This window comes from Burkholderia lata (assembly GCF_000012945.1).
In the GTDB taxonomy this organism is placed as follows: domain Bacteria; phylum Pseudomonadota; class Gammaproteobacteria; order Burkholderiales; family Burkholderiaceae; genus Burkholderia; species Burkholderia lata.
In genome coordinates, this window is record NC_007510.1 from 763,725 (window position 1) to 779,558 (window position 15,834).

Genomic DNA, 15,834 nt, shown 5'->3' on the forward strand with positions numbered 1-15,834 from the left:
CCTGCCTGACACTGCTTGACGTAATGGAAAACGGGCAGGACGCGTGTGCGTGCTGCCCGTCTGGTGCCTCGGATCGACGCCGATTGCGGCGCACGACCCGGAAGTTGTCGTATTTACGATGCCGCGCGGCCGTAGGTGTCTTCGAAGCGGACGATGTCGTCTTCGCCAAGATACGCGCCCGACTGGACTTCGATCAGTTCGAGCGGGATCTTGCCGGGGTTCGTCAACCGGTGGGTCGCACCGAGCGGAATGTAGGTCGACTGGTTTTCGGTCAGCATGATTTCCTTGTCGCCGTTCGTGACCATTGCGGTGCCCTTCACGACGATCCAGTGCTCGGCGCGATGGTGGTGCATCTGCAGGCTCAACTGCGCGCCGGGGTTCACGATGATGCGCTTGACCTGGAAGCGATCGCCCTGGTCGATACCCTCGTATGAACCCCACGGGCGGACGACGCGGCGATGCGTAACCGATTCGTGGCGACCGGAAGCGTTCAGCCACTCGACGATCTTCTTGACGTCCTGGGCTTTATCGCGATGCGCGACCAGCACGGCATCGGCGGTTTCCACGATCACGATGTCGTCGAGGCCGATTGCCGCAACCATCCGGTGTTCCGCGCGGATATACGAGTTCGTCACGGCATCGGTGAAGATGTCGCCGATGAGCGCGTTGCCTTGCTCGTCGGCGTCAGCGATGTCCGCAAGCGCGCTCCACGAGCCGATGTCGTTCCAGCCGAGGTCCGCCGCCGCAACGACAGCGGCGCGTTCGGTCTTTTCCATCACCGCATAGTCAATCGAGACATTCGGGCAGGCTGCGAATACGTCCGCGTCGAGACGGACGAAGTCGTTGTCACGCTTGGCGGATTCGAATGCGAGTTCTGCCTGACGGGCGATCTCCGGTGCATGGCGACGCAGTTCTTCCATGTACGTGGACGCCTTCAGCATGAACATGCCGCTGTTCCAGGAGTAGTTGCCGTCGCTGACGAAGCGCTCGGCTGTCGGTGCGTCGGGCTTTTCGACAAACGCGTCAACCTTGTAGACCTGCTTGCCGTCCGCGATGGCCGGGCCGCGGCGGATGTAGCCGAAGCCGGTGTGTGCTTCCGTCGGTGTGATGCCGAACGTGACGAGGTACTGGTCTGCTGCGATGGCCGCTGCCTCGGTGGCTGCAGCGATGAATGCCGGCTCGTTGAGGATCACGTGGTCCGACGGCAGCACCAGCAGCAGTGCGTCGAGCGATTCGTGCAGGGCGAGCAGCGCGGCGATCGCGATTGCGGGCGCGGTGTTGCGGCCTACCGGCTCGAGCACGATCGACGACGGCGTGATGTTGACCTGGCGGAGTTGTTCTGCGACCAGGAAACGCTGTTCGTTGTTGGTGAGGACGATGGGGGCTGCGGCGCCCGGAATGTGCTGGAGACGAGCCGCCGTCTGCTGGACGAGCGTCCGATCGCCTGTCAGCTTCAGGTACTGCTTGGGATAACCGCCACGCGACATCGGCCAAAGGCGCGTGCCGCTGCCACCACACAGAATTACCGGATGAATGTTCATGGAGAAAGATCCTGAGTTGCCGATGCATGGCGCGTTCAGTTGCGCCAACGTCTTGATTAAATCTTGTAAGTTATTAAAAGAAAGCGTCGCCAATATTGAGCGCGCGATGTGTCTGTACTGATCGAGGATCGTAAATTCTACGGCGATACCTCATTTTCTCACACTCATTGACTGCAACGCCATGCGAGGTGCTGGAGTCCATTCCTGCTCCAACGAATTGCTTTTAGAAGTGGGCGCAAACGATTACCTCGAATTTTCACGAGTGGGCGTTTCGCAGGTATCGCCAATTTTCGAACGATGGCTTCGGGCGATGTAAACAGATGAAGAGTCCAATCCCAATAGATCGGGTAGCGCAGCAATACACCTGCCGTCAGCATATCGAGCGAGAGCTTGCGATCGCGCCAAGGTGGTGCGAGCGCATCGTGTGTCAACCCCCAGCCTGCATAAAAGGGCAGTCCATATGTGAAGACAGCTTTCCGGCGAATCAACGCTTCAAAACCAGACAGCGAAGAAAGCGTGTGCACTTCATCCGCTATCTCAATCAGCGAAATCAGATCAGAGTCCTGCTCCATCACGTCGGCGAGAGCTGCCGCTTCTATTAAGCCGCGGCGATTGCCCGACAGGACGTCAGGATGGGGTTTATAGACAATAAATGCGTCCGGGTTGTGGGCGCGTACCGTTCGCAGCAATTCTTCGGTTGTCGTGATGCCGCGCGTACCGAGTCGAATCGACGCGTCGTCTGCGACCTGTCCCGGCACGAGCACAACGCGCTTGCCCGGCGGCGCGTGCCAAGCCGGCTTGCGGCGACCGAGATTGTACTTTGTCAACCCTAGGCGGGTGATCTCGTTGCGCAATGCGTCAGCCCGCGCGAGTTCAGTTTCATTGAAATCCGTTTCGTTCAGGATCACCGTCAGGTCGCTCGGGCGGCTCGGGTCGAAATAGAGGCCGCGCCGGTCGATTATCTGGCTGCATGGAGCGACGTGGTCTGAGCCGAGGCCGATCGAGTGCAGGAAGCCGTCCTCGATACGGACGGCCGGTGTGTCGGGTGGCAAGCCCTCTGTACTACGCGCACCCCAAAATGCGGCATGCTCTCCTTCCGCAAGCTTGCTTGCGTCATCCGTCCAGCGCAGTGTTCCGCCACCGGCCGTCAGGAAAGGAGTAGCGAAGGGTCGTTTCCACCACTGGAAACGGATGCCTGCTACGTGGCGTATATCGGCGAAGCGTAATACGGTTGCGCGATGAGCTTCGATTGCGTCAAGGAGTGCTTCGAGCGAATCGGATGTCTTTCCTGCAGGGGCGAGATGACGGGAAAGGCGTATGAACACAACTTCGAACAATGATTCCAGAGTCGCGTGCGATTGCCTTGCCGGCTGGGGCGCATCGTCGTGCGTCAATCCCCAGCCAGCGTAGTACGGCATACCGAATACATGTACCGGGACGCCACAAAGCAACGCTTGCATCCCTTCAACTGCGGAGAGCGTATAGACGTGGTCGAAATACGGGAGGGAAGCGCAGAGTGACTCGCTTGTGTCGATGTATCGATTCGAACCGCGGATTCCTGGATGGGACGACGAAAGCCATTCTCCTGAACTCGATATGCCACTACGGGCGAACCAAATTTCTGCCTCTGGTTGCTCGCGGTGCACTGCGGCCAGCATTCGGGAAAACTGCCTTTCCCTTTCTCTGCGCGGTGCCTGCAAATAGACGGATGCGGGCTCGTCGAGCACCAGCACTCGCTGTGCGGTGCCGCGCTCGAGCAAGCCGAGCGGAATACGCGTGGCGCAGCTCGATGGATCGAATACGTTGGCGGCACGGAATCGCTCCACGAGCCGCGTGATATTCAATGCCGAGCCGATTGCGGATAAGGTCGCGAGTTCGGCATCGATGCGGCCGATCCATCCATCGGCCGTTTCAGATTCGAGGGAAGTGGTGAACCACGAGAGCGCCGGCCCTTTTTTGCGTGGCATGATGCCATTCGGCCAAGAGTGCGTATGGATCGTCGGTGAACGTGACATGCAAGCGCTTACGGGGCCAAGGTTTCCAGGAACCGATCGACATGTTCGAAATGTGTCTGCCAAGTTGGGACTTGGAAGCGGGCCATGCGCGTGAGCTGGGCCTTGCGATCGGTGCTGTCAGGATGTGCGAATGCGCGGATACGTGTGATCCAGCCCGGACCGTCAAGCGGATCCAGATAGTCTGGAATATCGCCCGCGATCTCTTGAAACACACGAAGGTCGCTGGCCAATACAGGGACGCCAAGCGTCAGCGCCTCGACGAGGGGCATCCCGTAGCCTTCAACAAAGGATGGGAACAACAGTGCACGCGCGTGCAACAGCCACGCGCGCAGGCGCTCGTCCGTGCAGTCGGCCTCTTCAATGACGGCTCCGCGAATTGGCTCGCAGCGCTCCAGCATGTCCACGACGTTTTCGCATTCCCATCCGCGGCGGCCGACGATGACGAGCTTTGGGGCGTGTTCGCCGAGTGCTTCAACGAGTCGCCGCCAGATGTGCAGCATGAACCAGTGATTCTTGCGCGGCTCGATTGTGCCGAGCATCACGAAATACGGATGATCGAGCGGGCGTGGCAAATTTTCGCGTGATGTGATGCCAGGGGCGAGACGGGCGACGACGCTGGGGGGCGAGGGTAAGCCTGCGCGCCGTGCTTCCGCGCCCAGCGCATCAAGTGTGTCTTGCGAATTCGCTATCAGGCCATCCGCGTGACGTAATGCTGTATGTATGCGCTGCCGATGTGCATCGTCGATGCCGGGGCGGCAATATTCGGCGTGCGTGAGCGGAATCAGGTCGTGCACCATAAAAACGGAGCGAATGTTACGGCGTTGCAGCGCACGATAATAGCGGAGGTGCTCCATGCCATTGTGACTTGTATGCAACAGTACCGCCCGTTCGAAGCGTTCGCGGTGCGGAGTCAAGACGCTGCGAGCAACCAGCGCTCGGATGGCCGCGCGGCTGGGCACCGGCCCGCGGAGCATGTTGAAAGCGCGCTCCGATTCCTTTTGGGTAAGCGTTTTGGAATAGCCAAGTTCACTCAGAATAGCGCGGGCCTGAGAATGGTATCGCTCAACATACGCAAGGCCGACGCGATCCACGCCTGTCGGGTGCAAGCCGTTGGCCAGACGGGAAAGCAGGCGGGAGATGTCGAGGAAGATGTTTAACACGCGCGTAATTTTCTTGTGGGCGGCATCATTACGTGCCCGAGCGATTCGCGGCAGAGGGGGCGTGGATCCCTGCCGATAAAACGCATATTTGATTCTACATCGTGCGACAATCCATGCCGCGTTTGAATGACGGGATTGGATCAGCAAAAAATGTCAATTTTATACCGCAGTACGTGGGTGACCATTATTGTTGGTGGCGTAATTGCGTTGAGCGCCTGCTCGACGGTGCCAACCTCGGGACCCAGCCGCTCTCAGATCAACAGTGCTGGTGCACAGAGTAATCCTGATGGGATCCAGGTTGTCGACGTAACCGACGAGGTCGCCAGAAAGCTATACGCCGAGCGCGGCCGCACGGATTTTTCCGCGATATTGGGAAGCGACACCGCCTTCCGCCAGCAGCTTGGCGTGGGCGATGGCGTGGAAATCTCGATTTGGGAGGCGCCGCCTGCGACGTTGTTCGGCGGCGGTGCTGCTGAAACTTCGGTAACTAGCGCGCCAAGCGGTGCGCGTGTGACCACGCTGCCGGCACAAGTGGTGGATGGCGACGGCAATATCAACGTGCCGTTCGTCGGAGCAGTGAGGGCCGCGGGCCGTACGCCGACGCAACTGCAGAACTACATCGTCTCGCAACTCAAGAACAAGGCGCATGACCCGCAGGTGCTGGTCCGGCTTGCAAAGAACGAAACGTCGTATGTGACAGTTGTCGGAGACGTACCTGGGAGCACCCGCATGCAATTGAGCGCGCGTGGCGAGCGATTGCTGGATGCTCTGGCTGCTGCGGGGGGCGTACGTCAGCCGATCGACAAGATCACGCTTCAGGTAACGCGCGGAAATACCGTTGCGTCACTGCCACTGGAATCGGTGATTCGCAACCCGCGCGAAAATGTGCCGTTGCGTGCGGGAGATGTTGTGACGGTGTTGTTCCAACCGTACAGCTTTACAGCGCTCGGAGCGACGGGCAAGAACGAAGAGGTCAATTTCGAGGCCCAAGGGATAACGTTGGCCCAAGCGTTGGGGCGCTCCGGGGGGCTTCAGGATTCTCGTTCGGACGCTCAAGGCGTGTTCGTTTTCCGCCTGGAAAATGCCAGTGCGCTCAATTGGCCGAATCAACCCGTGCGTACGACGGTTGATGGCAAAGTCCCGGTCATCTATCGCATCAATCTGCGAGATCCGAATTCGTTTTTTGTGGCGCAGAGCTTCATGATGGATAACAAGGACTTGTTGTATGTGTCGAATGCGCCGGTGACGGAGATCCAGAAGGTATTGAACTTGGTGTTCTCGGTGGCCTATCCAGTTGTCACTGGTGTGCAAACATTTAAGTAATACGTTCGATCCTGATAAGATCGTGTGTATGGCAATAGCAAGGTGAGCATGAAACGCGTCATCGCAATTGACGGTCATAACCTAGCACTCCAGCATGGAACAGGTGTTGCGACCTATGCCAAGAGTCTTGCTGACAATGTCGAGCAAATGGGGTGGGATGCGTGGACCTTATACGGCGCTCCTATCTCAGCCCGTCAGACGCCCATACTTCGGGAAATCTCTTTCTTTGATTACTTGGGCGGCACGAATCAAAAACGCGGCCTGTTAAAAAGTGCTTATCTCGAGGCGAAAGAGTATCCGCGAGCACCATTCGGGTACAACGTGGTGGAAATTCCGCAATCCGGTGTGGTGGAGGTGCGTCGCTTCGGTAGTCGACTCCCAAAGCATTCTCGAATTTTCAATGTAAATGACCTATTTCTGGTTGCGCGACGATATTTCAAGCGGCATAAGAAATTTCTAAAGGTCAGGTTCGAGGAGAAGCCGGATGTTATGCATTGGACTTATCCGCTGCCGATAAAAGCGGAAGGGGTGCCGAATATTTACACTATTCATGATTTGGTTCCCCTGCGTTTGCCGTATACCACGCTCGATAACAAGCGATACTATCATCGTCTGATTAAGGGTTGCTTGGATTCCAGCGATAAAATTTGCACGGTTTCAGAAAAATCCAAGGAAGATATTCTGAATCTATTTAATGTGTCGTCAGATCATGTGGAAAATACATATCAATCTGTCGACACTGCACATGTATTGGAAAATAAAAGCCAGGCGGACGCTGAGCAGGAGGTGGCGGGAATATATGGTTTGGAGCCATATAGCTACTTCTTGTTTTTTGGCGCAATCGAACCTAAGAAAAACGTTGGGAGATTGGTTGAGGCCTTTCTCTCGTCGCATGTCGACGCGAAATTGGTTATCGTCGGATCGTTAGCGTGGAAGTCGAATGAAGAAGTGCGGCTTTTGGAAAGCATGAAGAAGAACGATTCTGGAATTCGATCCAATATCAAGATGTTTGATTATGCGCCACGCCCGTTCTTGATGAGCCTAATTCGATGCGCAAAGGCGGTCGTCTTTCCGTCTCTTTACGAAGGATTTGGTCTGCCGCTGCTGGAGGCGATGCAACTCGGAATTCCGACGTTGTGCTCGACGGAAGGGTCGTTGCCCGAGATAGCTGGAAATGCGAGCGTGTTGGTTGACCCATACGATACTAGTGCTATTGCTCGCGGTCTGAATTTAATAGACAAGGATGATCGATTGAGGGGTGAGTTGTCGCGCATAGGGTTTGAGCGAGCAAAGGAATTTTCTGCAGAAAGTTATCGGGGAAGGTTGACATCTTTATATGATGCCGTGCTTTAAGGTCGGCGGCGAATTGTAAGTGGTGTAAAAAATCGAGAGCGCAGTGAGGTCAGTTATGTGGAAAGTAATGAAGAAGAAAAATGAGAGTCGCCCAACGACTAGGGCGGTTGATCCGATTTCTGCCGCGATGGATAGTATGAAGGTCGGGGCATGGGAGAAGGCGGCAAGGCAGTTCCGCATTGCTAGTTCTCGCGGCGACTTGAACGATGCTGAAATTCAGTATGGCCACGCATTGAAGGAGGCTGGCTTCTTGTCACTGGCAGAGTCCCATTATCTCGCCGGTCAGCAAGATTCCGAAAAATCCGTTGATCATTTTATTCAACTCGGACACTTGAATAAGGTGCGTGGCGGATTTAAAGAAGCATTCGATTTTTATGCGCGAGCTCTGAGCTTGGCTAAAGATATGGCCAATGAAGGTGTCGCGACTGAAGTTGGTGAGTATATGGCGCCGCTCCGGCGATTGATCGCGGCGAACAGTGCAACGGATGATGGGGTTGATTTCTATATATCCAGTGCAGCGTCAACGCTTCTCAAGTCAATCAAAAATCCGGCCGGAGCAAGCCTGGGAAAGGCGAACTATTCCTATGCCTTTGCAGCAAATGGGTTTGTGTCTGCGCTAGAGGACGGGGGGTATGTCATCAGTTCGGTCGAGAACCCTGAATTTTTCCCCGCCCCGCAAGCGAACCATTCGAAGAAAATGGTTCACATAAATTTTGCCCCTCCGCCACTTGCGAGAGTGATGAAGGGCGCATATAACATTCTTCACTTTGCCTGGGAATTTTCGCGAATTCCATCGGATGCGGAGACGGTTTCGCCTCATCCCTTCGAAAATTGGGCAAGACAACTGGCGGCATTTGATGAAATTTGGTTGCCTTCAAATTATGCAGTCAGCGTAATTTCCGGAATCGTAAATAAACCAGTTCACTGGGTGCCGTCCCCAATTTCAGCTCCAAAAAAGAAGGCCAATCGCGCAAAGCATGCGGGGCGTAGCGCACATGTACGGAAACTGCGAGACATCTCCTGGGTGCCGTTGAGCATATTTCCGCGCCTCCAAGGAAATTTCGCAAATCATGCGATAAATCGGGCGAGATTGACTTCGGAGGTGATTCAGAGCGCGAGTGAAAAATCGGTTCCGCCGATATTTCTTACGATCTTGAATCCTCATGACAAAAGAAAGCAACTGAAGCCGTTGCTTGGTGCGTTCTGTGAATTTTCGAAGACACATAAGGATGCTGTTCTCCTGATAAAAACGAGTTCACCGGACGACACAAACAGAACCATCAACGATCGGATCCTAAATTATCAGATTGCGGACGATGCCGATCTGGTTCGACCGTACGTTAGCCAGAACGTCTGGATATTCAATGGTGCACTGTCTGGCGAGCAACTGGAGTCGTTGTACGATTTGGCCTCATTTTTCGTGTGTACTTCCCGCGCAGAAGGGCAAAATTTGCCACTGCTTGAGGCGATGGCTCATGGTTGCGTTCCTGTGTCTGTTGATCACACTGCAATGTCCGACTACATCGATGAAGGGAACTCAGTTGTAGTTCCGAGTTACTTGAGTCAGCCGCCGGCGGCAATGCGTCGCGCATATCAAATGTTCGATGACTTTGAGACATACACAGTGAATGAATCGGCTGTTCACGATGCGCTCCAACGAGCTGTTTCCCTGAGCGACTCTGACTTTATGGAAAAATCAAATAATTCTATTTTAAGAGTTTCTCAAGACTACTCTGGCTCTATTTTGTGCAAAAAAATGGAAGATCGCGGCTATTTTCCGGAGGCAGGGGAATGAGTGCTCAGGCGTATATGGACATATCCCCGCTCTTTGAGGAGCATTGGACGGGGATTCCAGTCGTGACCGCAATGATTGCGGAGCGAGCACGTGCGGATTCGAACATCGACTGGAGATTCATTTATGAATCGATTGAAGTTGATGATGAAATTGTCGACAATTTGTTGACGCTCCGGAGCGGCGGCGACTACCTTGAGTATTTGGAATCGCAGCTTTGGAAGGGGCGAACGATAGATTATGCTCGGGCAGCGAACAGCGCTGCGCTATTTCCTAATATGAAGGCGCTACGGGGTTACTTTGGTAAAGAAGCAACTATTTACCATGATTTCTCCACATTGCTGACCCCGCAGTTTCACAACCAGGACACCATCAATCACCACGCGAATAGGTTTTTGGGGGACGTGCGTAGTACTGGTATGCATTTTTGCGTTTCAAGATCTACTGCTCTCGATCTCATTAACTATTTTTCCGTTGATGAGGAGATGGTGAAGGTTTTGCCGCTCGGCGTTGATCTTTCACCGGAAACATTAAGTTCGGTATTGGCGGAACGAGAGGAAATTGACGCAGAGCCTTATATTTGTGTGCTTGGAACGATTGAGCCTCGGAAAAACGGAAAATTATCTTTGATTTTCTTGAAAAATATCCTCAATTTCTGGATAAATACAAAGTTGTTTTTATTGGCCGAGATGGTTGGTTGAATGAAAAAGAGCGTCTCTTGAAGCGCTTGAACGAGATTAACCCCAGATTTTCGGAGCGGATCGTTTTTCCTGGGTTCGTTTCGGAAGCGAAAAAGATGCTGCTGCTGGCAATGTCACGGTTCGTGGTTTATCCATCTTTCTTTGAAGGATTCGGGATTCCGATTGCGGAAGCCGGAGTTTTGGGTAAATACGTCGTTTGCTCCAATACCTCAAGTCTGCCGGAGGTCTATCCGGAGAGATCGTTCCTGTTTGATCCCAAGGACGTGCATTCTTTCGCGCGCGCGATGGAAAACGCCGAATCGGCAAATAATCTGACTTTTTTGGACAGGTTGAGTTTCACCGAAATCTGGAAAGACTGCCGAAGCCGGTCGTGGGATAACACGTATGAAATGATCGCAAATTGGGTTGGGTCCGAAGGGTGATTCGTGAAAGCTAAGACTTCTTTCTTTAAATTGAATTCCGTAAACCATTCCGTTTTGACCGGATGGGCGGGGCCTGATAATGGTCCGAATTGCACTAAGCTGCATTTCTTTGCGGGAGATATTTTGGTTGGCGCCGCTGGAGCTGACCTCTTTGACGCCGGCGCAAAAAAGGCAGGTTATCGTGACGGATGGTGCGGATTTGAGTTCGAGATTCGCGACTCGCATTTTGTGTTGTCCGACGCGATTTCAATTCGTTGTGGAGTGAGTGGTGCGGAATTGCACACGCTTTCGATTAGTGATGTCAATGCTGGCCCGCGGAAAAATAGAGTTGGCAAGAGTGTGGAGGATCTGGTCTCCTACGCTATTGATGTGAGATACGATGATTTGTCGTATTACGAGCCGTTAATAACGCGACTTTCGCGCGCCTTGGCGCCCAGGAAATATGTTGATTTTGCATATCGATTCGTGCTCGAGCGTAGGCCAGATGAAGGTGGGCTGGATGCGTATGTCAGGTATGCCAAGACGGAACCGATGTTGGTCGTCGCAATGTTGAAGGATTCGGACGAGTATAAATCGAAGCGGAACGCCGGACTTCCAGGAGTTTTCTCTGCGGATTTTCCTGGCTGCCCGCTTTTCGAATGAGTAAATAATCAAATAACGCGCCGGGGTTGAAGTGAATAACGGGAATAAATTCGATTTTACAAATATGGTTGCTGCGGTTTCCAGGTATGCGGCAAATAATGAGGAAATCGATCTTTCTGACGAGAAATTTATCGACTGGTTGGGCGGAGACCTTGGCGATAGTGATATTTCGGCGCGTGATATCTATCAGGCCTGTTTGAACAGATTGCCGGAAGCTGAGGTCTGCAGAATTCGCTATTCGAGTGGAAGGGAGCGTGCTAGGCATATCTCACAGGTTATTAATAGCGAGGAATTTCGGAGAATCTTTCACGGATTGCTTTGTAAATCGTATCCCGAGGCTCAAAGAATATTTTTTCTACACATCCCGAAGACGGGGGGGACGGATCTTCGTGAGCGCTTCCGTGGAGATGCCTCTACTCTGATTTGGGACGTTTCACACGAGTCGGATGTCCATGGCGCGCAACTCGCGCATCAGCAATTCCCGAAATTTCAACGCGCGGAATCTAAAAGAATACTATTCACTGGTCATTACGACATCAATGATCTATTTTCGCGATCCAGTTTGAGGTCTTCTGATAAGGCATTTACTGTAATTAGGAACCCGGTGGATGTGGTTGTGTCCGCGATCAATTTCGTGCTCACCGAGTTGGAGCGATACCCGGAGCGACCTTACGCGCAGAATTGGAACGCTAGGTTGGCGATGCTCGGTGTGGAACAAAGATCCGAAGGTCAGGCGTGGGAGCGTTGGCAAATATCAAGGCTTTTGCGCAGCCCGGACTTTTACGATGAATATGCGAATTTGATTTCCCGATATCTGGGAGGGCACGACGGAGCGATGGATTCGATTGTCGATAACATTGTGGTTGCTGACATGGATTTGGTTGAAATCTCGGCATTGGAGTCTTACGTTGAACGATATGTGGGTCCAAGAACTAGTGCATCATATTTGAATGTGTCAAAGAAGGTGATCCAGTCGGAAGGGGACCTCGACTTGCGAGACCGAATTTATATTCGAGATGTGATGTGCTCCCGGGATATGAACATTTTTAATTTCCTGAAGGATTTTTTTCATTCTGGAAATGGGGTGATTACTCCATCGACTTGCTTTGCCTGATTTTCTTGGGAAGATCATTGGTTTGTAGGAGAGTATATGCTTACGAGTATAGATGTTGAGGATGTTTATCGAATCGTCCTTGATAGAGAGCCAGAGGGGAGCGACGTCATCGATTATTGGATCGATCGCGTTAAGAGCAAGGCTGAGTTGATTAAAATATTTGTGGAGAGCGAGGAGTACAAATCGCGTCACAATATTGCCTCGTCAGTTGACGTCGATGAGGCGTTGGCGGATTCGGCCGCAATTGAAGCTATGTTTAATTCAATTCTCGGGCGATCGGCAAACGACGAGAAATTTCTCGCGGAAGTTGGAAATAAACACTCGATCAATTACTGGGTCAAGCGGTTGGTCGAATCTGACGAATTCGCAAAGCGGTTTGAAATCAAAAGGCAGAATAACCCCCGCCTCAGTCATGGTCTCTCGGATAGACAATTTCGTGTGCCGTCATTGAGTGAAAGAATTCTGCCGGAGCGTATTCTGGTAACCGGAAGCTGCCTTTCCGAAGTGTGGCGTCACGTACTCAATGGAACTCATCCTGAAGTGAAGGTTGAGCATATTCTGTTTAATAATGCATCTGATTTGCCGGACATTTCGGACGAGGATCTGAAGAAGTATTCATTCCAGGTTGCTCAAATTCCTGTCCGATCTCTGATATCCGATGGGGAGCTGCTGTCGTCCGCATTTTCGAGCGGTAATGATGATGAAGCTGCTAAGTTATTTGAGGAGTGCGTTTCACGCCTTGCGCGAAACGTTGCAGCACTTAGAAAATATAGCGATCAGAGTGGAATTCCGTTGCTCTTCTTGAATTTCGCCATTCCTCAGGTTTCTCCGCTTGGACGTCTGTTGCCTCGGTATTCACTGAGCAATTATTCGTATTTCGTGTCAAAGCTGAATCAGGCACTCGACGAAGAAGTTCGAGGCATAAAGGGAGCTCACGTTATCGATTTCGATGGAATCCTCTCGAGTCTTGGGAAGAGGTATTTCATGGACGACGTGACTTCTCACGGCAATCATGCTTCCTTCATGGGTGCTGCCTATCCGGATTATGAGCTCAATCTGACGCCGGTAGGGTCATATGACGAGATATTCAATCCGAAGGTTGCGGAAATTACGTTGGCTGCGTTTAATGAATGCTGCGCCGTTCATGAAACGATCGTATCCGACAAGAAGGTCAAGCTTGTTATTTTCGATCTCGACGGGACATTGTGGCGTGGCGTAGCAGCTGACGGCGATGATCTTGGCCCGCATATGACGGAGGGGTGGCCGTTAGGCATGCTGGAGGCGGCGGCGATTCTTAGAAATAGAGGTATTTTGATCGCTATTGCCAGTAAAAACGAATACTCTAATGTCGAGACTGCCTGGAATCACTTGTACGGCAAGCGATTTCCGCTCGATCGATTTGTTAGCGTTAAGGCTAACTGGAATCCCAAAGTTCAGAATATTGGGGAGATTTTGGCGGAAACTAATTTGCTTCCGGGGAATGTGCTGTTTGTTGACGACAATCCCGTCGAGCGTGAGCAGATTAAGTTTGCATACCCGGATATGTACGTCATTGATGGCCCAGTCGGCACCTGGAGACGCACTCTTCTTTGGGCATCCGAGTTGCAGGTCCCGTACATCACTGAGGAATCCAAGTCGCGAACGGAGTCAATCAAAAGTATGGTTGCCCGGGAGCAGATCAAGGCCCAGGTATCTGACCAAGACTACGTTGCAAGCCTGCAGGTTGTGGTTAAGATTGGAGAAATCGAGAGTCGAGATCATCGTCGATTCCCGCGGGCGTTCGAGTTGTTGAATAAAACCAATCAATTCAATTCGACCGGTCGCAGGTGGACTGAGTCTGAGATTGAGTCGTACTTTAGCGATGGCGGTGTGATGATCTGTGCTGATGTTTCAGATCGTCTGAGCGAGTATGGAATGACGGCGGTTATGTTGTATAAGGGTGGGGAGTGCACTCAGTTTGTTATGAGCTGCAGAGTTTTTGGTCTGAGAGTGGAGTTTTCTTTGGCTGATTATGTCGCCAGAAAGATTTCTGGGATTCAAGCGACCACTTATCTCTACAGGAAAACCGAAAAAAACGGACCATTTAAGAATTTCCTGGTAAAGCTGGATTTCCCTGAGTCCATGTTGTCGGATGGCGAGGGTGTCAATGGCTTGCTCTTTGATAAGGGTACGGATTTTCTGAAAGGGCTGTCGTTGGGTGTGACAGCAGAAAAGGATGAGAGGAAGTAATTTTCTTGTGATTTAGATTCCGACTGCAGGCACTACCTCGATGGTGGCGCCTGCAACGGAGCAGGATTTTTCTTTGTGTCCGTGATGCGAATTATTTCTTTTTCCTTTCATAGTAATGGTATGCGTCTTCAACGTTGGGAAATTGATATAGTTTGCCGTTCTCAAGCACGCACGCGCGAGTGCACAGTTCCCGAATTCGGTGTGCGTCGTGTGAAACAATGATCATCGAGCGATCTTTTCTTTTTTCAAATAATTCTTCGTTGCATTTTTGTTGAAATCGGGAGTCGCCGACTGCAATAACTTCATCGATTAAAAAGCAATCGAATTCAATTGCCATTGAGATGGAGAATGCGTATCTTGCGAGCATCCCGCTCGAATATGTTTTAACCGGTTCGCGTAAATACGGGCCGAGTTCGGAAAATGATTCTACGTAAGGAAGTGTTGAATCGTATGAGGCATTGTAAATTCTGCAAATAAATCGCAGATTATCGAATCCTGTCAAGGTGCCTTGAAATCCGCCACTAAATGCCAGCGGCCAAGATACGCTCATTGACCGACGAACCTTCCCTTCATCGGGGCGCTCGGCGCCGCTTATCAGTCGAATGAGTGTCGATTTGCCGGCGCCATTCCCACCTAGAATGCCAATCTTCTCACCCCGTAAGACGCGCAAATTGACTTTGTTCAAGATGGTGCGTTGACCATTTCGAGTATTGTAGCGACGAGTGACGTTGGAGAGTTCGATCATTTGTTTCCTACCCTCTTGGCTGCGGCTGCGACTACGGCAAGGCCACCCCAAGTAATCAGCAGATTTAGAACTGCGACATAGCCGATGTCATAATGCGGTTTCACTGCGTCACCGAAATATCCATATCTGAATAAGTCGACGCAATTCGGGAGTGGAAACAGAAGAACTATGTTTCGAAATTTTTCTGGCAACCAGTCATTCATGGCAAATGCTCCCGAAATTGGGAGCTGAAAATAGGCGATTGGATGCCAAAGACGATCCACGACTTCGCTAAATTCAGTGAGCCCACCAATTAGTAGGGCCATGCCGGCGGCATACCAAGCAATCATTCCCCATCCGATAATCATATCGGAAATATTGTGCGGAGGATCGATGATGGATAGGCTGGAGAGTCCAAATACCAGTATTATCATCGACAGGGTAGCGCCCGATAATTCCAAAATGATGCGAGCAATGAAAAGATCAATTACTCGTACATTTCGATGGAATAATAGGGTTTGATTTGGCTCGATGGCCATTGTGCAGCGGCCGATTGTATTTCGCCAGGCGAGGATGGTCGAATAGCCAGTGAGGGCAAATGCGATAATACTAATATGGTGAGCGCCAGCGGACTCTTTCAGCAGTGTCCACAATAACATGATGCCGATAGTAAACAGCATCGGCTCGGCAAATAGCCAAGCGAATCCGATATTGTGACGACCAAATCTCGTGATGATCTCTCGCATTAGCAGCGCGCGGACAACTCTCGCTTGTATCATCAGCGATCGCAAGAAGCTGGGGCCGGGTTCATGGGACCG

The 15,834-nt window shown here is 52.1% G+C and carries 13 protein-coding genes; 8 read left to right on the forward strand and 5 right to left on the reverse strand.

Features of this window, described 5'->3' with window-relative positions; all coding sequences use genetic code 11:
- Positions 1-113: 113 nt before the first annotated feature.
- The 3 genes from BCEP18194_RS09375 to BCEP18194_RS09380 all read right to left on the reverse strand — a co-directional run bounded on the left by BCEP18194_RS09375 (position 114) and on the right by BCEP18194_RS09380 (position 4,716).
- Entirely contained in the window at positions 114-1,541 is a 1,428-nt protein-coding gene (locus BCEP18194_RS09375; RefSeq protein ID WP_011351040.1) for a mannose-1-phosphate guanylyltransferase/mannose-6-phosphate isomerase, read from the reverse strand.
- Between the two features lie 164 nt (positions 1,542-1,705).
- Complete coding sequence (locus BCEP18194_RS39410) at positions 1,706-3,508, reverse strand: capsular biosynthesis protein (RefSeq protein ID WP_244272922.1); 1,803 nt, start codon at positions 3,506-3,508, stop codon at positions 1,706-1,708.
- A 56-nt stretch (positions 3,509-3,564) separates the two neighbouring features.
- Positions 3,565-4,716: a glycosyltransferase family 4 protein gene (locus BCEP18194_RS09380; protein ID WP_041492744.1), complete on the reverse strand. Its 1,152-nt coding sequence runs from the start codon at positions 4,714-4,716 to the stop codon at positions 3,565-3,567.
- Between the two features lie 150 nt (positions 4,717-4,866).
- On the opposite strand from BCEP18194_RS09380, the gene BCEP18194_RS09385 reads away from it, so the two are divergent.
- From BCEP18194_RS09385 to BCEP18194_RS09410, 8 genes are all read left to right on the forward strand, one after another.
- Positions 4,867-6,039 carry a polysaccharide biosynthesis/export family protein gene (locus BCEP18194_RS09385; RefSeq protein ID WP_050781598.1) on the forward strand — a complete coding sequence of 391 codons (1,173 nt, stop codon included), beginning with the start codon at positions 4,867-4,869 and terminating at the stop codon, positions 6,037-6,039.
- 48 nt (positions 6,040-6,087) lie between these two features.
- A complete protein-coding gene (locus BCEP18194_RS39415) occupies positions 6,088-7,392 on the forward strand; it encodes a glycosyltransferase family 4 protein (RefSeq protein ID WP_157687161.1) in 1,305 nt (434 codons plus the stop codon).
- 67 nt (positions 7,393-7,459) lie between these two features.
- Positions 7,460-9,187 carry a glycosyltransferase gene (locus BCEP18194_RS39420; protein ID WP_157687162.1) on the forward strand — a complete coding sequence of 576 codons (1,728 nt, stop codon included), beginning with the start codon at positions 7,460-7,462 and terminating at the stop codon, positions 9,185-9,187.
- Positions 9,184-9,885, forward strand: a complete 702-nt coding sequence (locus tag BCEP18194_RS09395; protein ID WP_011351046.1) for a hypothetical protein — start codon at positions 9,184-9,186, stop codon at positions 9,883-9,885. The genes BCEP18194_RS39420 and BCEP18194_RS09395 overlap by 4 nt, the downstream gene beginning before the upstream one ends.
- Complete coding sequence (locus BCEP18194_RS09400; protein ID WP_244272961.1) at positions 9,840-10,307, forward strand: glycosyltransferase; 468 nt, start codon at positions 9,840-9,842, stop codon at positions 10,305-10,307. Before BCEP18194_RS09395 ends, BCEP18194_RS09400 begins: the two co-directional genes overlap by 46 nt.
- Before the next feature lie 3 nt (positions 10,308-10,310).
- On the forward strand, positions 10,311-10,949 hold the full coding sequence (locus BCEP18194_RS41135) for a hypothetical protein (protein ID WP_011351048.1): 639 nt from the start codon (positions 10,311-10,313) through the stop codon (positions 10,947-10,949).
- Between the two features lie 31 nt (positions 10,950-10,980).
- Positions 10,981-12,063 carry a sulfotransferase family 2 domain-containing protein gene (locus BCEP18194_RS41140; protein WP_011351049.1) on the forward strand — a complete coding sequence of 361 codons (1,083 nt, stop codon included), beginning with the start codon at positions 10,981-10,983 and terminating at the stop codon, positions 12,061-12,063.
- A gap of 36 nt (positions 12,064-12,099) precedes the next feature.
- Positions 12,100-14,292, forward strand: coding sequence for an HAD-IIIC family phosphatase (locus BCEP18194_RS09410; protein WP_011351050.1), 2,193 nt, complete (start codon positions 12,100-12,102; stop codon positions 14,290-14,292).
- Positions 14,293-14,383: 91 nt separating this feature from the next.
- On the opposite strand, the gene BCEP18194_RS39425 is transcribed toward BCEP18194_RS09410, so the two are convergent.
- On the reverse strand, positions 14,384-15,037 hold the full coding sequence (locus BCEP18194_RS39425; protein ID WP_011351051.1) for an ABC transporter ATP-binding protein: 654 nt from the start codon (positions 15,035-15,037) through the stop codon (positions 14,384-14,386).
- Entirely contained in the window at positions 15,034-15,795 is a 762-nt protein-coding gene (locus BCEP18194_RS39430) for an ABC transporter permease (protein WP_011351052.1), read from the reverse strand. Before BCEP18194_RS39430 ends, BCEP18194_RS39425 begins: the two co-directional genes overlap by 4 nt.
- Positions 15,796-15,834 lie beyond the last annotated feature (39 nt).